Source organism: Pseudomonas sp. FP2338, assembly GCF_030687515.1.
In the GTDB taxonomy this organism is placed as follows: domain Bacteria; phylum Pseudomonadota; class Gammaproteobacteria; order Pseudomonadales; family Pseudomonadaceae; genus Aquipseudomonas; species Aquipseudomonas salomonii.
Genome location: NZ_CP117436.1, coordinates 4,221,055 through 4,247,069, shown reverse-complemented (window position 1 = coordinate 4,247,069; position 26,015 = coordinate 4,221,055). Strand labels below are relative to the sequence as shown.

General features: G+C 60.1%; 28 protein-coding genes, 4 tRNA genes and 1 riboswitch. Of the genes, 23 read left to right on the top strand and 9 right to left on the bottom strand.

The annotated features are described in order from the left end of the window. Window positions 1–97 precede the first annotated feature (97 nt). Both PSH96_RS19185 and PSH96_RS19180 read left to right on the top strand, forming a co-directional pair. Window positions 98–331 (top strand): hypothetical protein, encoded by a 234-nt coding sequence (locus PSH96_RS19185; RefSeq protein WP_058422485.1) that lies wholly within the window; start codon window positions 98–100, stop codon window positions 329–331. 75 nt (window positions 332–406) lie between these two features. After that, window positions 407–706 carry a hypothetical protein gene (locus PSH96_RS19180; protein WP_017136894.1) on the top strand — a complete coding sequence of 100 codons (300 nt, stop codon included), beginning with the start codon at window positions 407–409 and terminating at the stop codon, window positions 704–706. A 37-nt stretch (window positions 707–743) separates the two neighbouring features. Here PSH96_RS19180 and PSH96_RS19175 read toward each other — a convergent pair whose 3' ends face one another. Next, window positions 744–983: a DUF6124 family protein gene (locus tag PSH96_RS19175; protein WP_305454340.1), complete on the bottom strand. Its 240-nt coding sequence runs from the start codon at window positions 981–983 to the stop codon at window positions 744–746. 442 nt (window positions 984–1,425) lie between these two features. After that, on the bottom strand, window positions 1,426–2,031 hold the full coding sequence (locus PSH96_RS19170) for a hypothetical protein (protein ID WP_305454339.1): 606 nt from the start codon (window positions 2,029–2,031) through the stop codon (window positions 1,426–1,428). A gap of 124 nt (window positions 2,032–2,155) precedes the next feature. Here PSH96_RS19170 and PSH96_RS19165 point away from each other — a divergent pair, with 124 nt between their 5' ends. From PSH96_RS19165 to PSH96_RS19140, 6 genes are all read left to right on the top strand, one after another. Continuing rightward, window positions 2,156–2,725: a nucleotidyltransferase family protein gene (locus PSH96_RS19165; RefSeq protein ID WP_305454338.1), complete on the top strand. Its 570-nt coding sequence runs from the start codon at window positions 2,156–2,158 to the stop codon at window positions 2,723–2,725. A 58-nt stretch (window positions 2,726–2,783) separates the two neighbouring features. Then, complete coding sequence (locus PSH96_RS19160) at window positions 2,784–3,224, top strand: TspO/MBR family protein (protein WP_058422481.1); 441 nt, start codon at window positions 2,784–2,786, stop codon at window positions 3,222–3,224. Then, window positions 3,224–4,168: an alpha/beta hydrolase gene (locus PSH96_RS19155; protein ID WP_305454336.1), complete on the top strand. Its 945-nt coding sequence runs from the start codon at window positions 3,224–3,226 to the stop codon at window positions 4,166–4,168. The genes PSH96_RS19160 and PSH96_RS19155 overlap by 1 nt, the downstream gene beginning before the upstream one ends. A 65-nt stretch (window positions 4,169–4,233) precedes the next feature. After that, entirely contained in the window at window positions 4,234–4,773 is a 540-nt protein-coding gene (locus PSH96_RS19150) for a hypothetical protein (RefSeq protein ID WP_305454335.1), read from the top strand. 85 nt (window positions 4,774–4,858) lie between these two features. Further along, entirely contained in the window at window positions 4,859–5,083 is a 225-nt protein-coding gene (locus tag PSH96_RS19145; RefSeq protein WP_305454333.1) for a hypothetical protein, read from the top strand. Then, window positions 5,080–5,577 (top strand): GNAT family N-acetyltransferase, encoded by a 498-nt coding sequence (locus tag PSH96_RS19140; protein WP_305454332.1) that lies wholly within the window; start codon window positions 5,080–5,082, stop codon window positions 5,575–5,577. Before PSH96_RS19145 ends, PSH96_RS19140 begins: the two co-directional genes overlap by 4 nt. Window positions 5,578–5,690: 113 nt before the next feature. Here PSH96_RS19140 and PSH96_RS19135 read toward each other — a convergent pair whose 3' ends face one another. From PSH96_RS19135 to PSH96_RS19125, 3 genes are read right to left on the bottom strand one after another with little or no spacing between them, the layout of a single operon-like run. After that, window positions 5,691–6,455 carry an ABC transporter ATP-binding protein gene (locus PSH96_RS19135; RefSeq protein ID WP_305454330.1) on the bottom strand — a complete coding sequence of 255 codons (765 nt, stop codon included), beginning with the start codon at window positions 6,453–6,455 and terminating at the stop codon, window positions 5,691–5,693. Then, the gene (locus PSH96_RS19130; protein WP_305454329.1) at window positions 6,452–7,456 is read right to left on the bottom strand and encodes an iron ABC transporter permease; all 1,005 of its coding nucleotides are present in this window, start codon (window positions 7,454–7,456) and stop codon (window positions 6,452–6,454) included. Before PSH96_RS19130 ends, PSH96_RS19135 begins: the two co-directional genes overlap by 4 nt. Next, window positions 7,453–8,463, bottom strand: coding sequence for an ABC transporter substrate-binding protein (locus PSH96_RS19125; RefSeq protein WP_305454327.1), 1,011 nt, complete (start codon window positions 8,461–8,463; stop codon window positions 7,453–7,455). Before PSH96_RS19125 ends, PSH96_RS19130 begins: the two co-directional genes overlap by 4 nt. A gap of 115 nt (window positions 8,464–8,578) precedes the next feature. Next, window positions 8,579–8,773: riboswitch (cobalamin riboswitch) on the bottom strand. A 60-nt stretch (window positions 8,774–8,833) separates the two neighbouring features. Here PSH96_RS19125 and PSH96_RS19120 point away from each other — a divergent pair. Both PSH96_RS19120 and PSH96_RS19115 read left to right on the top strand, forming a co-directional pair. Then, on the top strand, window positions 8,834–9,697 hold the full coding sequence (locus PSH96_RS19120; RefSeq protein ID WP_305454325.1) for a M24 family metallopeptidase: 864 nt from the start codon (window positions 8,834–8,836) through the stop codon (window positions 9,695–9,697). A 108-nt stretch (window positions 9,698–9,805) separates the two neighbouring features. After that, the gene (locus PSH96_RS19115) at window positions 9,806–10,435 is read left to right on the top strand and encodes a hypothetical protein (protein WP_305454324.1); all 630 of its coding nucleotides are present in this window, start codon (window positions 9,806–9,808) and stop codon (window positions 10,433–10,435) included. A gap of 181 nt (window positions 10,436–10,616) precedes the next feature. Here PSH96_RS19115 and PSH96_RS19110 read toward each other — a convergent pair whose 3' ends face one another. Continuing rightward, a complete protein-coding gene (locus PSH96_RS19110) occupies window positions 10,617–12,008 on the bottom strand; it encodes an aldehyde dehydrogenase family protein (RefSeq protein WP_305454322.1) in 1,392 nt (463 codons plus the stop codon). Between the two features lie 103 nt (window positions 12,009–12,111). Here PSH96_RS19110 and PSH96_RS19105 point away from each other — a divergent pair, with 103 nt between their 5' ends. After that, entirely contained in the window at window positions 12,112–12,984 is an 873-nt protein-coding gene (locus PSH96_RS19105) for a LysR family transcriptional regulator (RefSeq protein WP_305454321.1), read from the top strand. A gap of 106 nt (window positions 12,985–13,090) precedes the next feature. Here PSH96_RS19105 and PSH96_RS19100 read toward each other — a convergent pair whose 3' ends face one another. Next, the gene (locus tag PSH96_RS19100; protein WP_005789784.1) at window positions 13,091–13,300 is read right to left on the bottom strand and encodes a hypothetical protein; all 210 of its coding nucleotides are present in this window, start codon (window positions 13,298–13,300) and stop codon (window positions 13,091–13,093) included. 101 nt (window positions 13,301–13,401) lie between these two features. After that, on the bottom strand, window positions 13,402–14,598 hold the full coding sequence (locus PSH96_RS19095; RefSeq protein WP_017138725.1) for an amino acid aminotransferase: 1,197 nt from the start codon (window positions 14,596–14,598) through the stop codon (window positions 13,402–13,404). Window positions 14,599–14,941: 343 nt separating this feature from the next. Between PSH96_RS19095 and uvrB the strand changes: the two genes are divergently transcribed. After that, entirely contained in the window at window positions 14,942–16,957 is a 2,016-nt protein-coding gene (gene uvrB, locus PSH96_RS19090; RefSeq protein ID WP_056861227.1) for an excinuclease ABC subunit UvrB, read from the top strand. Between the two features lie 62 nt (window positions 16,958–17,019). Here uvrB and PSH96_RS19085 read toward each other — a convergent pair whose 3' ends face one another. Beyond that, window positions 17,020–17,580, bottom strand: coding sequence for an ecotin family protein (locus PSH96_RS19085; RefSeq protein WP_305454319.1), 561 nt, complete (start codon window positions 17,578–17,580; stop codon window positions 17,020–17,022). A gap of 309 nt (window positions 17,581–17,889) precedes the next feature. Here PSH96_RS19085 and gltX point away from each other — a divergent pair, with 309 nt between their 5' ends. From gltX to PSH96_RS29635, 11 genes are all read left to right on the top strand, one after another. Further along, a complete protein-coding gene (gltX, locus tag PSH96_RS19080) occupies window positions 17,890–19,371 on the top strand; it encodes a glutamate--tRNA ligase (protein ID WP_305454317.1) in 1,482 nt (493 codons plus the stop codon). Window positions 19,372–19,518: 147 nt separating this feature from the next. Continuing rightward, window positions 19,519–19,594: transfer RNA gene (locus tag PSH96_RS19075), tRNA-Ala, on the top strand. A 78-nt stretch (window positions 19,595–19,672) separates the two neighbouring features. Beyond that, a tRNA-Glu gene (locus tag PSH96_RS19070) sits at window positions 19,673–19,748 on the top strand. A gap of 50 nt (window positions 19,749–19,798) precedes the next feature. Continuing rightward, window positions 19,799–19,874: transfer RNA gene (locus PSH96_RS19065), tRNA-Ala, on the top strand. 80 nt (window positions 19,875–19,954) lie between these two features. Then, window positions 19,955–20,030, top strand: a tRNA-Glu gene (locus PSH96_RS19060). A gap of 184 nt (window positions 20,031–20,214) precedes the next feature. Further along, on the top strand, window positions 20,215–20,754 hold the full coding sequence (locus PSH96_RS19055; protein ID WP_017138728.1) for a TetR/AcrR family transcriptional regulator: 540 nt from the start codon (window positions 20,215–20,217) through the stop codon (window positions 20,752–20,754). A gap of 13 nt (window positions 20,755–20,767) precedes the next feature. Continuing rightward, window positions 20,768–21,601, top strand: a complete 834-nt coding sequence (locus tag PSH96_RS19050; protein WP_305454315.1) for an alpha/beta hydrolase — start codon at window positions 20,768–20,770, stop codon at window positions 21,599–21,601. 37 nt (window positions 21,602–21,638) lie between these two features. Continuing rightward, a complete protein-coding gene (locus PSH96_RS19045; RefSeq protein ID WP_305454314.1) occupies window positions 21,639–22,073 on the top strand; it encodes a thioesterase family protein in 435 nt (144 codons plus the stop codon). 55 nt (window positions 22,074–22,128) lie between these two features. Next, a complete protein-coding gene (locus PSH96_RS19040) occupies window positions 22,129–23,088 on the top strand; it encodes a tRNA-dihydrouridine synthase (protein WP_305454313.1) in 960 nt (319 codons plus the stop codon). Between the two features lie 575 nt (window positions 23,089–23,663). Continuing rightward, window positions 23,664–24,860, top strand: coding sequence for a hypothetical protein (locus PSH96_RS19035; protein WP_305454312.1), 1,197 nt, complete (start codon window positions 23,664–23,666; stop codon window positions 24,858–24,860). 560 nt (window positions 24,861–25,420) lie between these two features. Beyond that, window positions 25,421–25,960, top strand: coding sequence for a hypothetical protein (locus PSH96_RS29635; protein WP_370694306.1), 540 nt, complete (start codon window positions 25,421–25,423; stop codon window positions 25,958–25,960). Window positions 25,961–26,015: the final 55 nt, after the last annotated feature.

Genomic DNA, 26,015 nt, shown 5'->3' with positions numbered 1-26,015 from the left:
TGGCAGAAACCAGCCCCTTTCACCGCTAACCGGTCTACCATGGCATCCCCCGGCAGTGGTCCATGCGCTCCCGATCATTTTTTCTCAAGGTATCGCCATGTCCATCGACCAAATCTCCCTCCCAAAAGGCGTCGGCCCTCACGCCACCAAGCTCCTTGACGCCATCACCGGCGCCTCCACCCACGAAGAACTCAACCGCGCTGGCGGCAAGGCCGAAGGGTTTGTGCTGGGGTTGGAATCCGCCAAAGCCATTAAAAGCCAGATCGCCGAATCCTTGTATGTGGCTTATGACGATGCGGCGAGTAACCGCGCGGGTGAGTTGAAGGGTTAAGAGCCTGGCAATGCAGGACGCTGCGCGCGCAGGGCGTTAGACTGGACGCCTTTTATTGCTCAGGATGAGGCTGTCATGTTCAAAGTTGCTCTCGCGTCGCTGCTGCTGGCGTGTGCCTTCGGCGCTCAAGCTGATACGACTGTTGATGTGTCGAAGATTTACGGCAATATCAAGTTCGTCAGTAGCTTCCCGGACTATAAGGTCAAGGTAGTAAACAGTTTCCCTGACCTTAAGGTAAAACAGGTGAGCAGTTTTCCCGACTCGGCCGGCAAGTGGAAAACAGTCGAGAGCTTCCCTGACTACAAGATCCAGATTGTTGACTCCTTTCCTGACTTCACCATTCAGTACGTTGATTCGTTCCCTGGGGTTAATTGAAGGCAGCGCCTTCTGCGGCGCTGCCTTGGGCTGTTTATCAGCCAGGGCAAGGCGCTTCACGGTCGAGCAATTTGGCTGTGAGCAGCACGCCCAGTTCGCTCAGTTGGTGGATGGCCAGGGCGATGTCGCGGTGTTTGCCGCACAGGTCTTCGGACAGGTCGAGCAGCAGTGTGCTGACGCTGGTGAAGGTTTCGTAGCTGTTGGTGATGAGGGTTTCGGTGTTGACGTCGGGGACGACGGTGAAGAGGGTGGTTGAGTCAGTTTTTGCTTGAGTCATAACGATATCCTGGTTTTGGCCGCCATCTTTTCGCTACTAAACGAAAAGGTGGCAGCTGTGCGCAGGTTAGTAGACCGGTGGATATCAAAGCCGGCGCGCCCGAGGACGCCCTACGCACAGCCACCATCAAGCACAGACGCAATGTCTGATTGATGAAGCTCATGCACTTTTCGATACCCAACTCAGGCTACTAAACCCGATCACTGAACATTCAGCGACCGAGCCACCTTAGAGACGGCCACCTCAGCGCACAAGCCGGCGGATTCTGACGCACGCGTAGGCAATGGAGCAAGGTGGTGCAGGGCATTACATTCTCTGTGGCGAGGGAACTTGCTCCCACTGGACCGGGCTGCTACTCCAGTGCGAGGCGCTCTCACTATTTTTGGGGCCGCTGCGCAGCCCAGCGGGAGCAAGCTCCCTCGCCACAGGTGAACGGTGCTGGTCAGTAGGCCTGGTTCACCCCAACCCCACGCATGATCGAAAACCGTGGGTCGATCAGCTTCAGCGTTTGCTCACCCTTCAAGCGGCCCACCACCACGGTGTAGGTCTTGGGCACTTCGGAGAGGTTTTCCGGGTTACGGGCCAGTTTTTCAATCGCCGGGGTGTTGGCCCAGTCGGCGATGGTTTTCTGGCGGATGTCCACGGTTACCACCCAGGATTTATCCACGGCGGCGCCCATCGGGTTGGGGTTGGCGGCGATGTTCTGGATCTTGGCGATTTCATAGCCCTGGGCGTAGCAAAAACCGGACTCTTGCTGCACGTAGGCGGCGCGGCCGTTGTCGGTGAGGCTGTAGGTGTTGGCGCTTTTGGCCAGCATGCCGGCGTCGGTCAGCGCATCGAAGGCCGGCTGGTTGGCGCTGGAGGTGCCGCTCATGACGCTGTCGCTCAAGGTCACCGGGAAGCGGTTGAACATCGCCGCCTTCACGCAGGACGGGCCTTCCAGCCTGGGTTGCAGCGCGGCTTGTATGTCGGCGTCCGACGGGCTGTCGCTGCAGGCGGTGAGCAGCAAAGCGGCGGCGGTGATGAGGGCCATTTCTCTGATTCGCATCGTTTTATCCTTGACGATTGGTGGCGGGCGGGCAAAGTGTATAGAAACATTGCTGTCACGAAACCCTCCCCGCCGTCGTGTAGGTTCGGTGACTTGAGCCACCCTGAACACACAAGGATTAAACATGACATTGACCGTCAACACCCTGCTCGACCTGGCCATGGCCAACCCCATCAACGCCGAAATCACCGCACGCCTGCCCGACCTCGGTGTGGCGCAGTGCATGCTCACGGCGGGCTGCCTGTTCCAGGCCGTTTGGAACCATCAGTCAAACTTGCCTGCGGCTCATAACGTAAAGGACTACGACGTCTTTTACTTCGACACGGACCTGTCCTACGAAGCGGAGGACAAAGTGATCCGCGCCGCCGCGCGGTTGTTTGAGGATTTGGGCGTTAACGTCGAGGTCAAGAACCAGGCGCGGGTGCACCTTTGGTACGGCGAGCGCTTTGGTCGGCCTTACCCACAGCTGCACTCGGCTAAACAGGGCGTGGACCGTTACCTGGTGGCCGGCACCTGCATCGGGCTGGAGATCGACACCGGCGAAGTGTATGCGCCCTATGGGTTGGCGGATGTGGAGCAGGGCGTGTTGCGCATTAACCCGCTGCACCGCGAGCCTGAGTTGTTCGCCGCCAAGGCCAGGAGTTATCAGGCGCGCTGGCCGTGGCTCAAGATCGTTTCGCCGGATGATTTGTGAACTTTTACCGGTTGCCCGTACGTCCTATCTTCAAATGAACCCTGAGAGTGGACAGCCCATGATCTTCCTGATTTTCCTCATCGCCTGCGGCGCGGCCGCCAGTACCGGCATCATTTTCAAGCCCGGCCAGTGGTACGAAACCCTGGTCAAACCCAGCTTCACTCCACCCAATTGGCTGTTTCCGGTGGCCTGGACGGTCATCTACCTGCTGCTCGCCTGGGCGGGCTATCGCCTGACGATGATTCCTGGCAGCCAATTGGCCCTGGGCCTGTGGGCGGCGCAGATTGCGCTGAACACGCTGTGGACGCCGGTATTTTTTGGGGCTCACAACCTCTTCGCCGGGATGGTGGTGATCGTGCTGCTGTGGCTGGTGGTGGCGGCGTTGGTGGTGATGGCGTTGCGGCTGGACTTGATCACCGGCTTGATCCTGTTCCCGTACCTGGCGTGGCTGAGTGTGGCGGCGGCGTTGAATTTCTCGATTCTGCGTAATAATCGCTGATGGCTCACAAACTTTGGCCCGCGAGCAAGGCTGAGTTGGCGCAGATGCGCCAGTTCAATAAAAAGCTCGCGTGGCTGCCGCGTTTCAAAATCCGCAACCGCGTCACGCCGCGTTTGATTCAGGCGTTGCTGCGAGTCAGTCAAAAGGTCAAGAAAGCGCCTGCGGCTGAAACCCGCCGAGTGGCCGGCGTGCCCGTGCGTATCCTGCGGCCCGAGGGGAAAACCCAAGGCGTGGTGCTGGATATCCACGGTGGCGGCTGGGTGATCGGCAATGCGCAGATGAACGACGACCTCAACCTGGGCATGGTGCAGGCGTGCGGCGTGGCGGTGGTGTCGGTGGACTATCGGCTGGCGGTGCACACGCCGGTTGAGGGGCTGATGGAGGACTGCCTGAATGCAGCGCGCTGGCTGCTCGGCAGTGATGAGTTTGCCGACTTGCCGGTGTTCGTCGTGGGTGAGTCTGCCGGTGGGCATCTGGCGGCCGCAACCCTGCTGGCGCTCAAGCAATGGCCTGAGTTACTCAAGCGTGTGCGCGGTGTGGTGTTGTACTACGGCGTATACGACTTGACCGGCACACCGAGCGTGCGCACGGCGGGGCCCGAGACGTTGTTGCTGGATGGGCCGGGTATGGTGGAGGCGCTGCGTATGCTGACGCCGGGCTTGAGTGATGAAGAACGTCGGCAGCCGCCGTTGTCACCGTTGTATGGCGACTTCACAGGGCTGCCGCACGCACTGATGTTTGTGGGGGAATTGGACCCGTTGCTGGATGACACGCTACAGATGGCCGAACGCTGGGGTGCGGCCGCGCAGGTTGAGGCGCACTTGTTGCCGGAGTCGGCCCATGGGTTTATTCATTTTCCGGTGGCGATGGCGGATGGCGTACTTGCTTACAGCCGGAGGTGGATATCGGGGAAAATCCAGGCGGTACTCGCTTGTAGTGATTAGCCATTCACCTACACCCCGCGTAACCTCTGACACCCTGATTTTCAGATTCCCGCAAGGACGCACACGTGACCATTTCCCATGCAGTCGTAGGGCTATCGGCATTTTTGCTGGTGGCAGGTGTTCAAGCCGCCGAATACAACTTCTCGTTTGATGTGCCCTACGGGCAGTACGAGCGGCAATTCAAAATGAAGACCCCAGGTGACGGCACGTTGAGCTGCACGGTGTTCATCGAAAAAGAGTACCGGGGCGAGAAGTGGGTGCCGGCAGTGATTCTGGCGGCTGCCGAAGACGATGCCGAGGACGACACGCTGTTTCTGTCCAGTTCTACCGAGCCAAACGGCGGGCCGCGCACGTTCCACCTGCGCACGTTCAACCAGGCGAAGCCGATCATCGACAAGGCGCTGTGGGAGGCCCCGGATGAGAAGGGCGTGTATAAGATGGCCGTGTCGTGGTATGCCAATGGCGCCATCGGTTATCAGTACGGCATCTACGCGAGTTGGCAAGAGAAGCAGTTCGTCGAGAAGCCAGGCTTTTCGACTCGCCATGTCAGCGTCCATGCGTCGGGCGTGAAGGGCTCTGCTTTGTGCTACGTGCATAGCAAATGATATTGAGCGGGTGGGTTGGGAACTTAAAAGCTGATCGATAAGTCAGGTTAATCAGTTGCTCCTCTCCCCTCATCAGGACTTCACCATGCGCGAATACACCCTGAACTACCTGTTCAACGCCGAGCCCCGCAGCCACGTGTTCGACCTCAAACAGCCGGAGTTGCCCGTGCACGAGGCCGCGATGCACCTGTTGCAGCTGCATTTTGGTGATGCGGAGAATGGCTTGATCCTGCCTGCTGTGGATGCGACGCCAGAGGAGATTCTGAAGCAGGCGCAGGTGATGGGTATTACCCAGATTGAGGTTGTATGACACAAAGCCCGACCATTCGAACGGTCACTGCCGCCGACCTCCCGCAAGTGCTGGCCTTTGTGTTGCAGGCCCGCGCCGAGCTTTTCCCCAAGCTCAGCGCCACGGGTATGCCGGATGACCTGGCTCGATTTGAGGCCGTTTACCTTGAGGGTGACGGCCAGTTTCTGCTGGCTTGTGTTGAAGATCAAATCGTGGCTGCCGTCGGCTATCTGCCGTATGACGGGCGTTTCCCGCAGTTGAATTACCAGGGCCGCAAAGTCGTCGAGGTGGTGCGCCTGTTTGTGCTGCCGGCGTTTCGCCGTTTTGGTTTGGCAGGGGAGTTGTATCGCGCATTGGAGGCAATGGCACAGGCAGATGGGGCGGCGGTGGTTTACCTGCACACCCATCCGTTCTTGCCGGGCGCGATTGATTTTTGGCGGCGGCAGGGGTTTGAGGTGATCGACGTCGAAGCCGACCCGGTGTGGCAAACGACGCATATGCAACGGGCGCTATAAATCAAGGTGGGAGCTGGCTTGCCTGCGATGGCGGCGGATCAGTGACATAGCGTGCGCTGACACACCGCCATCGCAGGCAAGCCAGCTCCCACATTTTAACGGTGTGCAGTCCGTTAAATGGGGCGTAATCGCAGGATTTGCGCACCATCAAACGGGTCCGTCAGGTAATGCGCCTGCACCCCGAATGTCTCCTGTAGCCGCTGCGGCGTCAGCACCTCCAGCGGTTTGCCCAATGCCACCAGGCAGCCGTGATCCAGCACCGCCAAGCGGTCACAGGTCAGTGCCTGGTTCAGGTCGTGCAGCGCAATCAAGGTGGTCACGGGCAGTGCCTGCACGCCTTTCAAAATCGCCAATTGATGCTGGATATCCAAGTGGTTGGTCGGCTCATCCAGCAACAAGATCTGCGGTCGTTGCGCCAACGCCCGAGCGATGTGCACGCGTTGGCGCTCGCCGCCAGAAAGGCTGCGCCAGGCGCGTTGGCTCAGGTGAGTGGCGTCCACATCATGCAACGCCTGGCGCACGATGGCATCGTCTTCGCCAGACCACGGGCTCAGCGCCGATAACCAGGGCGTGCGGCCCAGGGCCACGGCGTCGAAGACGCGGATGGCGTCGTCGGTGTCGGCCTGCTGTTCCACCACGGCTAATTGCTGTGCGATAGCACGGCGCGACAGGCTGCCCAGGCGCTGGCCGCCCAGCAACACCTCGCCGGACGCAGGCACACGCAAACCGGCGAGCAATTTGAGCAGGGTGGATTTGCCCGAACCGTTCGGCCCGACAATCCCCAGGGTTTCCCCTTGCTGAACCTCCAAGTGGATATCGCGCAGCAACTCGGCGTCGCGTACCTTGAAGCCCAGGCCGGTGCAACTGAGTACGGTCATCGCGCATTTCTCCGGCCAATCAGGATCAATGCAAACACTGGCGCGCCGACCAAGGCTGTGACCACGCCCACCGGAATCACCTGGCCCTTGATCAAGGTGCGCGAGAGCACATCCGCCGCGATCAAAAACAGCGCGCCGCCCAGCGCACTGGCCGGCAGCAACCGCGAGTGCCCGGTGCCCAGCAGCAAGCGCACGGCGTGGGGAATCACCAGCCCGACAAAACCGATGGAGCCGACAATCGACACCATCACCGCCGTCACCAGCGCCGCGCAACCCACCAGCACAAACTGCACACGGCGCACCGGAATGCCCAGCGAGGCGGCCGAGTCGGTGCCGAAGGTGAACGCATCCAGCGCACGCCGATGCCACAAGCACACCGCCAGGCCGGCGACCGCCACCGGAACTGCCAGCCACACCGACGGCCAGCGCACGCCGCTGAGGTTGCCCAACAGCCAGAACATGATGCCGCGTGCCTGCTCGGAACTGGCGGACTTGGTGATCAGGAACGCGGTGAGGGCATTGAACAGCTGCGAACCGGCGATGCCGGCGAGGATGATCTGGCCGGTGCCGCTGGCTGAGCCGCTGGCCCGCGCCAATAGAATCACCAACGCAAATGCTGCCATGGCACCGACGAACGCGCCGGCCGACAGCGAAATCAAACCGCCGCCCACGCCCATCAATGCCACCAATACTGCGCCGGTCGAGGCGCCTGCGCTGATGCCCAGCAGGTATGGATCGGCCAACGGGTTACGCAGCAGCGACTGCAAAATCACCCCACAAGTTGCCAGCCCGGCACCACAGGCGGCGGCGACCAGCGCCCGTGTCAGGCGGTAGTTCCACACCACGCCTTCGTCGATCGGGTCGAGCACGTAACCGGCGGCCCACAGTTTGTTCGCCAGCACCTGCAACACCACCTGCGGTTCGATGGCGGTTTCGCCGATGGCGGTGCCGGCGAGTACGGCCATCAGCAACACGGTGAGGGCGAGTAGGGTACGGGTCATTTGGGCAGGTCGTAGCCGTCGATGGCGCCGGCCAGTTGTTCCAGGCCGTCGAACATGCGCAGGCTTGCCTGCAACGCCAGGGCGTCAATAATGATGATGCGGTTGTTTTTTACCGCGTCCATGTTGCGGGTCACCGGGTCGCTGCGCAGGAAGGCGAGTTTCTTTTCATGGTCGTCGGCGGGGTAGCGACGGCGGTCCATGCGCGCAATCACCAGGAAGGTCGGGTTGGCCTTGGCGATGGTTTCCCAACCGACGGCAGGCCATTCTTCGTCCGATTGCACCACGTTGCGCAGTCCCAGGGTTTGCAGCATGAATTCGGGAATGCCCTTGTGGCCGGCCACATACGGGTCGGCGGCCATTTCGCTGCTGGAGAACCACACCAGTGCGCTGGCGTGCTTGAGGCCTTTGCCTTGAGCAGTGGCGACCGACTTGGCCAGGCGTGCCTTGAGTGCGTCGTTCAACTGTTGGCCATGGGCTTGCACGTCGAAGATCTCGGCCAACTGGCTGATGCTTTTATAGATCGTGTCGATGCGAAACGGCTCCAGCCGCGTGCCGTCGGCACCCACCAGGTTGTCCTTGCCGTCGCAGTCGGAGGGCAGCACGTAGGTGGGAATCTTCAATTCATGGAATTGTTCGCGAGTGCCGACCACGCCTTGCGGGCCGACCACCCATTCCAGCTCGGCGGCCACCAGTTGCGGGCGCTTGGCGATCACGGCTTCGAAGCTCGGCTCGTTGTCGGCCAGGCGCTCGATCTTGTCGTTCTGCGCCTTGAACTGCGGCAATACGCTGTTGAACCACAGCGAGGTGCCGACGACTTTATCCGCCACGCCCAGGGCGTAAAGCATCTCGGTGGCGGCCTGGCCAATGGTCACGCTGCGTGCCGGGGCTTGCTGGAAGGTGACGCTGCTGCCGCAGTTTTCGACCGTCAGCGGGTAGTGAGCAGGCGTGGCGTGGGCGAGGGCACAAAAGCCCAGGCTGGTGATCAGGGCGCAAACGCGTAGCGGCATGGGGCAATCTCCGTGTGAACCGTACATGAAAACAGGGCAGGTACGGCTCGGAAACACACCTTTGAACGCTGCAGGTTTGCAGGGCGCGGATGTCCTTCCCGGACACCCCGCCGGTGAGTGATAACGCTTGGCCGGCAGGTCTCCTGACTGATGCGTCGTCGCCTCGCTCCGGCCTTCCCGGACGTGGTCCAGTGGCAGTGGGGAGCAGGCTCGGCACCTACAGTTGCGGGGGCAGTTTCGATTGGCGCGATGGGCCGCGCTTCGAATTCCCTATTAGTCCCGTTTGGGAACCGGCGCGGTATGGTAGTCCATCTTGGGCGCTGGGTGGAGGTACAATCCGGACCTGTCCATAACCACCCCAAGGAAGGCCATGCTGATACGTCTGGGAATAGTGCCACTGCTGTTTTGCATGAGCGCACACGCCGCTGACCCTGCGCTCGCCCGCTACACCGACGCGATCGGCGACAGATCCCGCGCCATCGCCCAGTTGGATGACGCCACCATTCTTGCCGAGGAAGCCAAACTGGCGCCCATCGCCAGTGACCTGTTGCTCCAGGTCGCGCCGCTGATCCGCAAGGGCGGTACCGGCACTGCGGTGCAGGGGTTTTTACTCGACCAGTACGCGCAACACGGCTGGTTGCCGATGATGTTCGGCTTTCGCGGTTACCCGGCAGCGGTAGCGGTGTCGGTAAATAACCAGGTGAGCGCCGCGCCGCCCAACGACGTGCCGTTCCCGGACGCGGCGCTGGTAAAAGTGGAGTTGATCGCGGCATCGGCCCAGGCCCATGTTGCTCAGGTCTGGACGTTCGCCACGCCCAATGCAACGCCGGCGCAGCGCCAATTGCTGGCGACGGCGCGCCGTGCGCTGGCCAACGGGGTCGCTCACGTTCAGGGTGGCCAGCGCTTGGCCAATGTGGGGGCGGCGATACAACAGGAACTGGACGCGGGCCAGGCCGTTGCGGTGCGCGAGTTTGCGGGGTACGCCATGGGCCAGGCGCGCATACAAAAGCCGCAGGTGCTCGGTTACAAGGTCGAGGGTGACAGCCCGTTGATGCAACCCGGGCAGGTGCTCAATGTGTATGTGATCGCCAAGGCGGGCACCGTGGGTGTGAGGTACCAGCCGCCAGATTTCTGGAGCCTGCTTTCCTCAGACGGTGCCGACGGCGTGATGCTGTCGGCGATGGTCGAGGTGACGGCAGATGGGCGCCGACTGCTTAGCCGGATGCTGGATTGATGCGTTGTACCGCCCTGCGAAAGTTCGGGCGATGGGCTGACACGCAGTGATGGCTCAATGATATTATTTTCCGCGCCCTTTCGATTTGCCTTAGTTCATGGAGAACTTATGCCTTTTCGCAACGTCCTCGCCTTGACCCAGTTGTGCACCGTGTTACTGCTCGGTGGTTGCGCCCAGTCGGTGTCGTCACCCCCACCAGCTGCGCCTGTGCCGCTTGAACCGTTAGGCCAGGTTTTGCCCTCGAACCCTTCACGGGTGGGCTGGATCGACCAGATCATCGCTCAAGACCCCGTCGTGATTTCGTCGCACAAGCCCGTCCTCCAACCGACTCCGGATAACGACGCGCGCATTGCCAAATTGCGTAAACAAGACGGTGGTGTGCTGCCCGAGGGCTATTGGGCGCTCTACAAGCAAAACCTGGAAGCGATGCAGTACGATTTGAACCACCAGCATGACGCGGCCCGTGCCGAATACGTAGACACCTACCGCGATGAGTTGAGCCGCCTCAGCGACCTGACACTTCAAACCATGGCCACCGCGCCCCAGGCGCTGGATGCCCATACCCGCGGCCAGTTAAGCGCACGCCTGAGTGATCGCACCGCGGCTTATATCACGACCAGCAATCAGTCGTTCCGGGCGGCCACGGACGCCCACATCAACCGCATGGCCTTGATGGATCGCCAATACGATGTCTGCGCACGCCAGCCGGACTGCTGGGATGCGCCGGTCAAGCACTAGCCTCGATAGGTCATACACAGGAAGCAAGTGGGGAACGTGACGGTGGATTAATCGATAAGCACCGCAGATCAAAGGTGGGAGCTGGCTTGCCTGCGATTGCAGTGTGTCAGCTAAGGAGTTGTCACTGATGCACCGCTATCGCAGGCAAGCCAGCTCCCACAGTTGAAGGGTGTTGCCTGTTTTACTTGCGATCCAGCCACACTGTCTGCGCGTTGCAGAATTCACGCACGCCGAAGTGCGACAATTCCCGCCCGAACCCACTCTTTTTCACACCGCCGAACGCTACCCGCGGGTCGGATACGCTGAAAGAATTGACGAAGATACCGCCGGTTTCCAGTTGGTTGGCAATCTCCCGTGCTTTTGCCGAGTCGGTGGTGAAGATGCTCGCCGTCAAACCAAACTCGCTGTCGTTGGCCAGCGCTACCGCGTGGTCGGCATCGCGGGCGGTGATGATCGAGGCCACGGGGCCGAACAGTTCCTGTTTGAACGAGGTCATCTGGTCGGTCACGCCTGCCAGCACGGTCGGCTCGTAATAGTTACCGGCGCCAGCGACTTTATTGCCACCGAGCAGCAGGGTCGCGCCTTCTTCGAGGGTGGCCTGGACTTGGTCATGCAGCTCGTCGCGCAGGTCGAAACGGGCCATCGGGCCGACGTAGGTGTCGGTCGACGTCGGGTCGCCCATCACCAGTTTGCGGCTGGCTTCGAGGAATTTGGCGGTGAAGGCTTCCACCACACCCGCTTCGATAATCAGGCGCTTGGCAGCAGCGCAGACCTGGCCGCTGTTCTGGAAACGCCCGATCACGGCGGCCTGCACGGCGGCATCCAGGTCGGCGTCGTTAAGCACGATAAACGGGTCGGAGCCGCCCAATTCCAGCACGCATTTTTTCAGCGCAGCACCGGCCTGGGAGCCGATGGCGATACCGGCGCGCACGCTGCCGGTGAGGGTGACGGCGGCGATGCGTGGGTCGGCGATGGCCTGGGACACGCCGTCGTTGGTCACGTTGACCACCTCAAAAATACCTTCGGCAAAACCGGCTTTCTGGAACGCCTGCTGGATCAGGTAGGCGCTGCCCATCACATTCGGTGCGTGTTTGAGCACGTAGGTATTACCGGCCAGCAAGGTCGGCACGGCGCCACGCAGTACTTGCCACACCGGGAAGTTCCATGGCATCACGGCGAAGATCGGGCCCAGCGGGCGATATTCGATCTGCGCGCTGCCGTTATCCACCAGAGTCGGTTCCGGCGCGAGCATGGCTGGGCCTTGGGCGGCGTACCACTCGCTGAGCTGTGCACATTTTTCGATTTCGGCGCGGGCCTGGGCGATGGGTTTGCCCATTTCCAGGGTGATCATCTGGGCCATGTCTTCGGCTTGTTCGCGCAATGCACCGGCCAGGGCCAGCAGCAGCTCAGCGCGTTGGCTCACCGGCTGGCGGCGCCAGCTGCGGAAAGCGTCAGTGGCGCGGTTGAGGGCGGCGTCCAGTTGCGCCGCGGTTTCGTAGGGGTAGCTGGCGACCGTTTCGCCGTTGGCAGGGTTGATCGACAAAGCGTGGGTCTGGTGAGTAATAGCGTTCATGGCACCGTCCGGCTGAATGAGTGGAATGGGGTCAGCCTACGGGGATGCATGTTTTCTGGAAACTGAATAATATTAAGTGATACGTTCACGATTGGAGAATGACTTGGATCTGGTGCAGCTGGAAATCTTCAAGGCCGTTGCCGAGCAAGGCAGCATCAGCGCCGCCGCGCAGTTGATTCATCGCGTGCCGTCGAACCTGACCACACGCATCAAGCAACTGGAGCAGGATTTGGGCGTGGAGTTGTTTATCCGTGAGAAAAGCCGCTTGCGCCTGTCGCCAGCCGGCTGGAATTTCCTCGGTTATGCTCGGCGCATTCTTGATTTGGTGCAGGAAGCACGCGCAACCGTAGCGGGGGAGGAGCCTCAGGGCGCGTTTGCGCTTGGTTCGCTGGAGAGTACGGCGGCAGTGCGCATCCCGGCGCTATTGGCGGCGTATAACCAGAAACACACCAAGGTCGAGCTGGACCTGAGCACCGGGCCGTCGGGCACGATGATCGAGGGCGTGTTGTCGGGGCGCTTGGCGGCGGCGTTTGTCGATGGGCCGGTGCTGCATGCCACGCTGGAGGGCGTGGCGGTGTTTGAAGAGGAGATGGTGGTGATCGCGCCGCTGCACCATGCGCCGATCACGCGGGGCCAGGATGTGGCGGGGGAGAACATCTACACCTTTCGCTCCAATTGCTCCTATCGCCATCACTTCGAACGCTGGTTTTCACAGGATGGCGCGGTGCCGGGCAAGATCTTCGAGATGGAGTCCTATCACGGCATGCTCGCCTGCGTCAGCGCCGGGGCCGGCCTGGCGCTGATGCCGCGCAGCATGCTGGAGAGCATGCCGGGGTTTACGACGGTGAGTGTGTGGCCGTTGACCGACGCGTTCCGCCTCCTCAATACCTGGCTGATCTGGCGCCGGGGTACGGTGTCGCAGAGTTTGAACAGCTTTGTGAAATTGCTGGAGGAACGTGGTTTGCAGGCGAAGTAGAACCAGTGTGGGAGCTGGCTTGCCTGCGATAGCGGTGTATCAGTTAAGGATGTATCGGCTGGCCTGACGCCATCGCAGGCAAGCCAGCTCCCACATGAGATCTGTGTCAGCCGCCAAATTGCAGGGTGCCCATGGCCAGCTTGGCCATTATCGCCGTGGCGCCCAACTGCACCAGCCACAAGGCCAACCCACCCAGGAACACGCCCAGCGCCACTTGCAGCACCAGACTTTTCTGGCGCTTGGCTTGCGGGGCGCGGGGTGCGTAGTCATGCAGTTCGTCGCGGTCGGCGCGCAGGTCCAGGTCGTCGTTTCTCATAAGGCTCTCACAGCAAAGGGGCGTTCGGTGTTCAGTCTAGTGGCTTGGCCAACAAAAAGGGGGAAGCCATTGGCTTCCCCCTTCGTATGGCGCTGGCCGGGTTATAGAACCTGAACAATCGCTTTTGTTACCGCACCAATGTTCGACTGGTTCAACGCGGCCACGCAGATACGGCCGGTGTCGAGCGCGTAGATGCCAAACTCGGTGCGCAGGCGGGTGACTTGCTCAACGGTCAGGCCGGAGTAGGAGAACATCCCACGCTGGCGGCCGACGAAGCTGAAGTCGTGGCCCGGTGCAGCCTTGGCCAGTTCGGCGACCATCTGCTCACGCATGCCGCGGATGCGCAGGCGCATTTCGGCCAGTTCCGCTTCCCATTGGGCGCGCAGCTCAGGGTTGTTCAGCACTGCCGCCACGATCGCCGCGCCGTGGGTCGGCGGGTTGGAGTAGTTGGTGCGGATAACGCGCTTGACCTGGGACAGGATGCGCGCGCTTTCTTCCTTGGATTCGCTGACGATCGACAGCGCGCCCACGCGTTCGCCGTACAGCGAGAACGACTTGGAGAACGAGCTGGAGACAAAGAAGGTCAGGCCCGATTCAGCAAACAGGCGCACGGCCGCGGCGTCTTCGTGGATGCCGTCGCCAAAGCCCTGGTAGGCCATGTCGAGGAACGGCACCAGGTTCTTGGCCTTGATCACGTCCAGCACGTTTTGCCAGTCGGCCGGGCTCAGGTCGACACCGGTCGGGTTGTGGCAGCAGGCGTGCAGCACCACGATGGACTGTGGCGGCAGGGCGTTGAGGTCTTCGAGCAGGCCGGCACGGTTGACGTCGTGGGTGGCGGCGTCGTAATAGCGGTAGGTCTGCACCGGGAAGCCGGCTTTTTCGAACAGCGCCTGGTGGTTTTCCCAGCTCGGGTCGCTGATCGCGACGACGGCGTTGGGCAGCAGTTGCTTGAGGAAGTCCGCGCCGATTTTAAGCGCGCCGGTGCCGCCGACCGCTTGGGCAGTGATCACGCGGCCGGCGCTCAGCAATGGCGACTCAGCGCCGAACAGCAGCTTTTGCACGGCCTGGTCGTACGCCACGATACCGTCGATCGGCAGGTAGCCACGGGCGGCGTGTTGCGCCACACGAATGGCTTCCGCTTCGGCAACGGCACGCAAGAGTGGAATCTTCCCCTCCTCGTTGCAGTAAACGCCTACGCCAAGGTTGACCTTGGTGGTTCGTGTGTCGGCGTTGAATGCTTCGTTGAGGCCCAGGATTGGATCGCGTGGTGCCATTTCGACAGCGGAGAACAGGCTCATTTTTGCGGCAGCTCTATGGGGGATAGGAGGGACGTGTCGCGCTCCAGCCGAATGCACTAGAGCGGTGCACAAACGGGGAGCTAGTATAGAGGCCATCCAGGCTCAGGGCGACAGCCGAAACGGCTTTTCGGCCAAGTTTTTCGGTTTATTTGCCCACCGTTAGTCTTATTGCACAATTGATCATCGACGGCTGGTAGGACGATTGCCTTGAAACCCGTCACATTCGCCACCACTTCTACAGCTATCATGGTTTTTTCCTGCAACCTGCGAAGACTTTTCGCGGGTTGCTGAGCTATTTCGTCCCTGGCGGTGTTGAGTCTGGGGTGACTTCACGAGGTACGTTATGTCGGATTTCCAGCTCGTCACCCGTTTTGAACCCGCCGGCGACCAACCCGAAGCCATTCGCCAGATGGTCGAAGGCATCGAAGCCGGCCTGGCGCACCAGACGCTGCTCGGGGTGACCGGTTCAGGCAAGACCTTCAGCATCGCCAACGTGATCGCGCAGATCAACCGCCCGACCCTGGTGCTGGCGCCGAACAAAACCCTGGCCGCGCAGTTGTACGGTGAGTTCAAGGCGTTCTTCCCGAACAACGCGGTGGAGTACTTCGTTTCTTACTACGACTACTACCAGCCCGAAGCCTATGTGCCGTCGTCCGACACCTTTATCGAGAAGGACGCGTCGATCAACGACCATATCGAGCAGATGCGGTTGTCGGCGACCAAGGCGTTGCTGGAGCGCAAGGACGCGATCATCGTCACCACGGTGTCATGCATCTACGGCCTGGGCAGCCCGGAAACCTATTTGAAGATGGTGCTGCACGTCGACCGCGGCGACAAACTCGACCAGCGCGAGCTGCTGCGCCGCCTGACGAGCCTGCAGTACACCCGCAACGACATGGATTTTGCCCGTGCCACCTTCCGTGTGCGTGGCGATGTGATCGACATTTACCCGGCCGAATCGGACCTCGAAGCCATCCGCATCGAACTGTTCGACGATGAGGTCGAGAGCCTGTCGGCCTTCGACCCGTTGACCGGCGAGGTGATCCGCAAACTGCCGCGCTTCACCTTCTATCCGAAAAGCCACTACGTGACGCCGCGTGAAACCCTGATGGGGGCGATCGAGGGCATCAAGGCCGAACTGGTTGAGCGCCTGGAGTACCTGCGCGCCAACAACAAACTGGTGGAAGCCCAACGCCTGGAGCAGCGCACCCGGTTTGACCTGGAGATGATCCTGGAGCTGGGCTACTGCAACGGCATCGAAAACTACTCGCGCTACCTCTCGGGCCGCGAATCCGGGGCGCCGCCGCCGACCCTTTACGACTACTTGCCGGACGACGCGCTGCTGGTGATCGACGAATCCCACGTCAGCGTGCCGCAGGTCGGCGCCATGTATAAGGGCGACCGTTCGCGTAAAGAAACCCTGGTGGAATATGGTTTCCGCCTGCCCTCGGCGCTGGATAACCGACCGATGCGTTTTGACGAGTGGGAAGCCATCAGCCCGCAGACCATTTTCGTGTCTGCCACGCCAGGCAACTACGAAGCCGAGCATGCCGGACGTGTGATTGAGCAGCTCGTGCGCCCGACCGGCCTGGTGGACCCGCAAATCGAGATCCGCCCGGCGCTGACCCAGGTGGATGACTTGCTCTCGGAAATCACCAAGCGCGTGGCCCTGGAAGAGCGGGTGCTGGTCACCACGCTAACCAAGCGCATGTCCGAAGACTTGACTGATTACCTGGCCGATCACGGCGTGCGCGTGCGTTATTTGCACTCGGACATCGACACCGTGGAGCGCGTAGAGATCATCCGCGACCTGCGCCTGGGTGTGTTTGATGTGCTGGTGGGCATCAATTTGCTGCGCGAAGGCCTGGACATGCCGGAGGTTTCGCTGGTGGCGATTCTGGATGCGGACAAGGAAGGCTTCCTGCGTTCCGAGCGCTCGTTGATCCAGACCATTGGCCGGGCGGCGCGTAACCTCAATGGTCGCGCGATTCTGTATGCCGACCGCATCACCGGTTCCATGGAGCGGGCGATTGGCGAGACCGAACGCCGTCGGGACAAGCAGATCGCCTTCAACCTGGAGCATGGCATTACCCCGAAGGGCGTGTTCAAGGACGTCGCCGACATCATGGAGGGCGCCACCGTGCCGGGCTCGCGCAGCAAGAAGCGCAAGGGCATGGCCAAGGCGGCCGAGGAGAGCGCCAAGTACGAGAACGAACTGCGCTCGCCGAGTGAGATCACCAAACGGATTCGGCAGTTGGAAGAGAAGATGTACCAGTTGGCGCGCGATCTTGAGTTTGAGGCGGCGGCGCAGACGCGCGATGAGATTGGCAAGTTGCGTGAGCGCCTGTTGGCTGTTTGATTTTGCGGTGAGTGGTGGGTGCCCGGGCTCACCACACATGGGAGGGCCCTGGCCCCGGGTTATTAGATGATTGCCTCAGTAGGGTCAACAACTTTCGAAGCAGCCCACAAGCGATACGTCAATTGGATATCGCACCTTTCCTGGCTGGTATCCAGGCTTTCACCGTAAACAGTGTGATGCTGCGGGCCGGCAATGAAGTGGCTTTCATCGGGTACGTAAATGACCAGTGGTTGCCCGCTGTCGTAGTTGACCATGAAGTGTTTGCCCTGCAGGACTTTTTCGTAGGCATTTTGTGTAGAGTCTTGGCAGTTCATTTTTCTACTTGGACCTTGAGACAGTTCGTAATAAACACGCCCTGTGCCTGGGATTTGTTGCCATTGAAGAAAGCCATTGTGCCAGCCCCCATTGCAGTCCAGACGCTCGAAAGAGTAGGTGGTGATTTTGATGATTATCTCGACCTTGAGTTGAGCTTCCTGTGGGAGTCTGGGGAGCCGGAAAACTTTGCGGGTATATCCCGCTCGGGCCTGTGGATAGTGCGCAAGGTCGTCATCGGTTGAGTCGATGACGTGGGCAGTGATATCTGCAAGTTGTGAAAGCAGATCGGCAGAAAATAAACTAAGCATTTCGAGGTTTTCCTGAGTAAGGAGTGATATGGCAATAGAGCCCAGGGCAAGCGGCTCGCTCCGGGACAATCCACCTTAGAAGCTGCTTCGAATGGAGAGTAGCCCCTGGAATCAACGGCCCAAGTAGGGGAACAGCGAAAAGTCATTCGGAATGTGATGGCTCAGTTCTCTGGTTTTTAAGGGTTGACGGTAGGATGCTGTGTCACATGTGCTTTGTTGGCCGGCTCGCGCTGGAGCCCAGGTGCCCCAGGCTGTTACCATTCGCCCCTTGTTTCAATTTTCAGTTTTATCGCCCATTCGAGACCAGCCATGACCACCGTCCGCACGCGCATTGCGCCATCGCCTACTGGGGATCCCCACGTCGGCACTGCTTACATCGCCTTGTTCAACTACTGCTTTGCCAAGCAGCACGGCGGTGAATTCATCCTGCGGATCGAAGACACCGATCAACTGCGCTCGACCCGCGAGTCGGAGCAGCAGATTTTTGATGCCTTGCGCTGGTTGGGCATTACCTGGGCCGAAGGCCCGGACGTTGGCGGCCCGCACGGCCCGTATCGCCAGAGCGAGCGCAGCGACATCTACAAGCAGTACACCCAGCAACTGGTGGACATGGGCCATGCGTTCCCGTGCTTTTGCACCGCCGAAGAGTTGGACCAGATGCGCGCCGAGCAACAGGCCCGTGGCGAAACACCGCGCTACGATGGCCGTGCACTGCTGTTGTCCAAGGAAGAAGTGGCCGCGCGCCTGGCCGCCGGCGAGCCCCATGTGATCCGCATGAAAGTGCCAAGCGAAGGCGTATGCGTGGTGCCGGACATGCTGCGCGGTGATGTCGAGATTCCGTGGGACCGCATGGACATGCAGGTACTGATGAAGACCGACGGCCTGCCGACGTACTTCCTGGCCAACGTGGTCGACGACCATCTGATGGGCATCACCCATGTGCTGCGTGGCGAAGAATGGCTGCCATCGGCGCCCAAGCTGATCCTGCTCTACGAATACTTCGGCTGGGAACAGCCGCAGCTGTGCTACATGCCGCTGCTGCGTAACCCGGACAAGAGCAAACTGTCCAAGCGCAAGAATCCGACCTCGGTGACCTTCTACGAGCGCATGGGCTTTATGCCCGAGGCGATGCTCAACTACCTGGGCCGCATGGGCTGGTCGATGCCGGACGAGCGCGAGAAGTTCTCGCTGCAGGAAATGGTCGATCACTTTGATTTGTCGCGCGTGTCCCTTGGCGGGCCGATCTTCGACATCGAGAAGCTGTCGTGGCTCAACGGCCAGTGGCTGCGTGATTTGCCGGTGGGCGAGTTCGCCAGCCGCGTGCAGCAGTGGGCGCTCAACCCCGAATACATGATGAAGATCGCGCCGCTGGTGCAGGGCAGGGTAGAGACGTTCAGCCAGGTCGCACCATTGGCCAGCTTCTTCTTCGCCGGTGGCGTGAATCCGGATGCCAAGCTGTTTGAGTCCAAGAAGCTCTCCGGCGATCAGGTTCGCCAGTTGATGCAGTTGATCCTGTGGAAGCTCGAAAGCCTGCGCCAGTGGGAGAAAGATGCGATCACCGCGACGATCCAGGCAGTGGTGGAATCGCTGGAGCTGAAATTGCGCGATGCCATGCCGCTGATGTTTGCTGCGATCACCGGGCAGGCCAGTTCGGTGTCGGTGCTCGATGCGATGGAAATTCTCGGCCCGGACCTCACGCGTTTCCGTCTGCGCCAAGCCCTTGATTTGCTTGGGGGTGTGTCGAAGAAAGAAAACAAAGAGTGGGAAAAGCTGCTGGGCGCTATCGCTTAAGCAGGCTGTTGTTACGACGAAACCCCGGTTTTCCGGGGTTTCGCCGGTAAGTGATTGTTATCCCGGCAAAAAAGTTTGGAAATTGTTGAAAATAAATTTGACACACTTCCAAACCGCCATTAAGATTCGCCCCGTCCTCACCGATGAGGGGCTATAGCTCAGCTGGGAGAGCGCTTGCATGGCATGCAAGAGGTCAACGGTTCGATCCCGTTTAGCTCCACCAATTTACAGATTCAAGGTCTGGCCACACCGTCCTTGAATTGATCAGAACTCAGCTCTGATCGGTTGTACAGAAGGTTTTGTCCCCTTCGTCTAGTGGCCTAGGACACCGCCCTTTCACGGCGGTAACAGGGGTTCGAGTCCCCTAGGGGACGCCAGTTTCAACAAGCAGTTCGAAAGGTCTGCTGCGTCGCGAGACGAAAAATCCGGGGCTATAGCTCAGCTGGGAGAGCGCTTGCATGGCATGCAAGAGGTCAACGGTTCGATCCCGTTTAGCTCCACCAATTTTACAGGTTCAAGGTTCCGGCCACACCGTCCTTGAATCGATCAGTTCTCAGCGCTGATCAGTGTATAGAAGGTTTGTGTCCCCTTCGTCTAGTGGCCTAGGACACCGCCCTTTCACGGCGGTAACAGGGGTTCGAGTCCCCTAGGGGACGCCACGATTACCCGCTCTGCGGGATTTTTAAGGGTCATTCAATTATTGAATGGCCCTTTTGTTTGTCTGGCGTTTGGCCAATCCTCTCCCTCAATACCCTTTATTCTGTCCTGACCAGCGGTCATGCCTGTCGCTTGCTAAATATTATTATGGTAATAATATTCAACCCATGAGAGACGGAGGCTTCGATGAGCGATAAAAAAGCGCAAACCCGCGAACGCATTTTGCAGGCTGCCAGCGCGGCGTTGATCCAGCGTGGCCCGGCCGAACCGAGTGTCGGAGAAGTCATGGGCGCTGCCGGGCTGACGGTCGGCGGTTTCTACGCGCACTTTGAAAGCAAAGACGCACTGATGCTGGAGGCCTTCACCCAGTTGCTGGCTCGGCGGCGTGCGTCGATCGACGACATGGATGCGCAACTGACCGGTGAGGAGCGCAGAAGCCTGGTGGCGGCGTTCTACCTGTCGCGCAAGCACCGCGACTCCACCGACCACGCCTGCCCGATCCCGGCCACCGTGGGCGAGATGAGCCGCCTGCCGGATGAGTTTCGCCTGGCGCTCAACGAGCACACCGAGTTGATGGCTGCCCAGTTGGCTGCCAGCCCCGAAGACACCGACAAGGCCTTGGCCGACATGGCCTTGATGATCGGCGGCCTGGCCCTGGCCCGTGCGCTTGGCCCGGGTGAGTTGTCCGACCGCGTGTTGCGCGCTGCCAAGTCGGCGGTGCGTTAAAAGGAGTCGTGTGATGGGCGCATTAACCTGGATTCGTGGTTTCCATGGCACCGTCGGCCGCCTCGCGCCGCACACGGTGGCCAGCAAGTTGCGCCGCACCTTCATGACACCGCGCAACCTGCCACCGCGAGATTGGGAGCTGCCGCTGCTGGCGCAATCGGAGCGCATCACCTTGCGTTTCGGCTTGTCGGCGTTGCGCTGGGGCCAAGGGCCTGCGGTGTTGTTGATGCACGGCTGGGAAGGGCGCCCTACGCAGTTTGCCAGCCTGATCACCGCTCTGGTGGCTGACGGTTATTCAGTGATTGCCCTGGACGGCCCGGCCCATGGTCGCTCGCCGGGGCGTGAAGCGCATGTGTTGCTGTTTGCCCGCGCCATGCTCGATGCTGCCGCTGAATTGCCGCCGCTGCATGCGGTGGTCGGGCATTCCATGGGCGGCGCCAGTGCGATGCTGGCGGTGCAATTGGGGTTGCGCACGCAAGCACTGGTGAGCATTGCCGCGCCCTCGCGCTTCCTGGATGTGCTGCGTGGTTTTACCCGCATGATGGGCTTGCCGCCGCGTGCGCGCTCGGCGTTTATCCAGGAGGTCGAACAGACTTTCGGCATGCCGCTCAAGCACCTGGATGTGGCCCACTACAAGATGAACCTGCCGGGGTTGATCGTGCACGCTGAAGACGACACCTTTGTTCCGGTCAAAGCCTCGCAAGCCATCCATGAGGCGTGGTTCGACAGCTGCCTGCTGCGCCTGGAGCAGGGCGGCCACCAGCGCGTGCTGGCCGACCCCCGGGTGATCGAGGCCGTGCTGACGCTGCTGGCCGGCCGTCGTTTACAGGAGCGGCAAACCGCCTGATACACTGCCCGGCGACATTCATCGACTGGAGCAAGGCATGGGCTGGGATCTGGCAGCGCCGTTTATCATCGACCTGCAGGTCGCCGCGCAAGACATCGATGGTCTTGGGCACGCCAATAACGCGGTGTACGTCTCATGGCTGGAGCGTTGTGCGTGGCGCCACTCCCAGCGTCTGGGGCTGGACCTCACCGCGTATCGCCGGCTGGACCGCGCCATGGCCGTGGTGCGCCATGAGATCGACTACCTGGCGGCCGGCTACGAAGGTGACGAGCTGCAATTGGCCACCTGGATCGTCGACTGGGACCAGCGCCTGAAGATGACCCGGCGTTTCCAGCTGGTGCGCCCCAGCGATGGCGCGACCCTGCTGCGTGCGCAAACCACTTTTGTGTGCATCGAGCTGTCCAGCGGCAAACCCAAGCGCATGCCCGCCGAGTTTCTCGACGGCTATGGCCCGGCCCTGACAGGGGGTTAACGGTTGCTGCGGGAAACCCAGTAAACTGCGCCACGATTTTTGTTGAGTGTTTCCCATGCAAATTGCTTTGGCGCCCATGGAGGGGTTGGTCGACAACATCCTGCGGGACGTGTTGACCCGCGTGGGCGGTATTGACTGGTGCGTGACCGAGTTCATTCGCGTCAACGACCGCCTGCTCACCCCGGCCTATTTCCACAAACTCGCCCCCGAGCTGCTGCACGGTGCCCACACCGCAGCGGGCGTGCCATTGCGTGTGCAGTTGCTGGGTTCGGACCCGGTGTGCCTGGCGGAGAACGCTGCGCTGGCGTGTGAGCTGGGTTCGCAGGTCATCGACTTGAACTTTGGCTGCCCGGCCAAGACTGTCAATAAGTCCCGTGGCGGTGCGGTATTGCTCAAGGAGCCCGAACTGCTCAACCAGATCGTCGAGCACGTGCGCCGCGCCGTGCCGGCGCATATCCCGGTCACTGCGAAGATGCGCCTGGGCTTCGACAGCCCCGACGGCGCGCTGGTGTGCGCAACGGCCCTGGCCGAAGGCGGTGCGGCGCACATCGTGGTGCATGCGCGCACCAAGACCGATGGCTACAAACCGCCAGCCCACTGGGAGTGGATCCCCCGGGTGCAGGACGTGGTCAAGGTGCCGGTGTTTGCCAATGGCGATATCTGGAGCGTCGAAGACTGGAAGCGCTGTCGCGAAGTCAGCGGTGCCGAAGACATCATGCTTGGCCGTGGCCTGGTGGCCCGTCCGGATCTGGCGCGGCAGATCGTAGCGGCGAAGGCAGGTGAAGAAGTCGTGGAAATGACCTGGGCGCAGATGCAGCCGATGCTCCGCGAGTTCTGGCGCCAATCGATGGCGCAACTCACCGAAAAGCAGGCGCCGGGCCGTTTGAAGCAATGGCTGGCGATGCTGACGCGCAACTATCCTGAAGCGGTCGAGCTGTTTACCGCGCTACGCCGTGAAACCGGGCTGGAGCAGGTCAGTCGCTTATTGGGTATGAAGCATCCCGACCCTGCGTAGTGGAGTGATCACAGCAGCCTTTGTTGCAAAAATGCTCCGTATTGAAAGATACGGAGCATTTTTGCATTTAGAGGTATTACCGGGGAGGATTACCAGGCTTGAGAGGTGGCGTTTTTTTGCCGGCTGAGACTTTTTAGCATTGGAAAGTAACAAAAAACGTCGACCAGTGTTCAGTCGTTACTACGGGGTTGTTCTGAACAGTTAGTTACATTTTTAAAATCACGCAATGGGTGTTACGAAAGGTGTTTCACTGAGTGCGGAATATCATAGGTTGTCGTTTCGCTGGTCGGTTAATTATGTCGCTTAATTGCAGCCTTGGCAGTTTATAAGTGCGTGTGTCCGTGCTCACGCCGGTAGGGTCTTGCGACGTCTGGACTTTTCGTGAATAGCAACGGGGAAAAGTCTTAAAGGTTGATTTGGTTTCCTTATGTGAAGCGCGATTTCTGGAACTCAATCATCTCGCGCTCCACCAAAGTGGGGGCTGTGAAGCGACTCGGTTGCTTGCAGCACTTGAAATAACTATCGCTGTTCTGGGCGTTTAATTGCCAAAGCAGCGCTTAATTAGGAAATTGTTAATGCCTTTTTCGATCAATAACGCGCCTTTTATCAAAAATGATGCGTTGCCCCTTGACTCGAAACCGTCAAAAGGTCCCGATGTCGGCACGACGCTTAGCATGTCCGGGGCTGGTTTTGGGCACACTCCATCCGCCCCCAAAACTGAATTTTCCGCAACGCTGCAGCGTGACGGGTTTAGTAATGCCGGCGTGCTCACGAAACTGTTTGATATGTTTGATCAACTTATCAGTGCCATGCGTGAGATGTTTTCGGGCAAGGCTGAAATCGCTAATCAAAGGTCTCCCGCCGGTAGCTCGGTCCTCGCCAAGCCGGATGCAGGCGTTCCGATCGGCGCGCCTGCGCACACTAAATTGCAGGTGAAGGACTCCTCCTTCTCCGAGGCTCAATCGAAAAGCAAGCTGGAAGAAGGCTCGCAGCAAAAGGACGCAGCTGTTGCAGGCGCCCAATCCAAAGCGACATTGCAAACAGGCCAGTCGCTTAAGGACACCACGGCTGTAGAAACTCAAGCGAATAGCACGCTGGAAGAAAGTTCGCAGCACAAGGACGTACACGTTGCAGGCGTGCATACCAAAGAGAGGCTGCCAGTCGGTGTGTTGTCCAAGGTTATATCGGATGTTGCGAATCAACTGAAAAAGAAGTCGAGTGAGGATTCGCATCAAGCAGAAACGCGTGCCCCCGGGCTCCGTGTTTTACCTCAGGCACGTGAACCCGGCATTTATGTGACAACTGAAGCAAACCCACAGATCAAAGTGGAGATTAATGTCAACCACTGCCACTGCCACTGCCCTGAAACCTCGGGTGAGGCCGGCAAGGAATCGCGTGCCATCGCCGGTGTGGCGTCCAGGACTAATGCGCCTTTGCCGCCTGAAAAGCGAGTACTGACTGATAGTGTGGAAGGGCACTTAAAGTCAGTCATCACTGAGGGCAAGGACAGTAAGCTCGTTACTGAAGCTAAGGACAGTCATGTCGAGTCGACCAAGACTGATGACAAGGACGGTGAGCACGATTCCGATCACCTTACCGGTCCGCGCCGCAGCGGTGATGAAGTCGCCGAGTCTGACACCTCTGGCTCGCGCGAGACGACCTCGCAGGTAACCCCCCGGACCAAGGTTGGCGTGACCAGTCCAGGTCCTGCTGAAAATGAGAGTGATCGTTGGAACCAAGGTTTCTCCAACCGCTCCCGGCTGAGGAGTTGACACCCGGCAGGGTGTTTTAACTTCGCCGATAACGTCACGTTTCCCCGGCCCCAAGGTTCGGGGACACGTTAGAAAACGTGGAGCAAGTCATGATGTATTACCGAATTGATAACGTCGCTTACCCAGGTGTGCGTCAGCTGCCAGGCATGGATTTGCGAGACGGGCCCCAAGAGCGCACGCCCTTTAACGCGCCAAGGCATGCCGGTTCGCAGTCGAGCCCGGTGCTGGTGCTCAGTACCAGGCCTGGGCACCCAAGAGCTGACAGCCTGGAGGGCAGGGTTGCCGCATTCTTGGCGCGGTTGGCCAGTGTTCCCTCGCAGCAAAAGGTCAAGGCCTCTGCCGATGTGCCCCCGCAACCCCAAGTGAACGCCCCGCAGGTGACGCGGGCTGCGACAGCTGTCTCGCCACCCTTGGCGGCTTCCGAGCCTGCAGGGTCGCGCAGAGGGTATATCCCGGGCCTGTCCAATAAGCGTAATGGCGCAAAGCCTTTGAATATTTGGAGTGGTTTCCGTCAGGGGCCAGGCGGTAACTGTGCCACGGTAGCGACTGTCAAGGCGGCCATGCACAAGTTCGGTCAAAGCCCGACAGGCATTTACCGCGCAGTCAGGCGGCTGGACGGCGGTTATCGAGTAACGATGCGCGACAATTACACGCTCACATTAACCGACCGGGAGTTGGCAGTCGCCTCGCGCGCTTCGCAGTTTATCGGGCCCGATAAGGGCATGCTCAAGGATGCGCACTTTTTGTTCGCCGTCAGTGCCAAGCGTGCACAGGAGGAAAACAATGACTCAACCGCGGGTGAAAGCTTTGAAGCGGGTGTGGAGAGTTTGAATGATGGTGAGGACGAGGAAAAGCCTGGCGAGGGTTTTCTGCGGTTAGGGTTGAGCCACTATATGGAAAACGTCAGCGTGCGTGAACTTGCAGAAGGTCGCTTGGGTGTGAGTAATCGAGGGGGGCACTCGGTGGCGGTCATCAATGGCCGTGAAGAGATCTGGGGGCGGCCAGGGGCTGCGCCTCGGCGAGGGGAGGCTGTGGCACTCAAGCGCACTCCTTGCTGTCAACGGCTGGCTAATGCTCGGCGCCAAATGGTCGGGCAATAAAAGATCAGTGTTGTCGGCAACGTTCTATCTATATCAACTCATTACTCAATGCTCT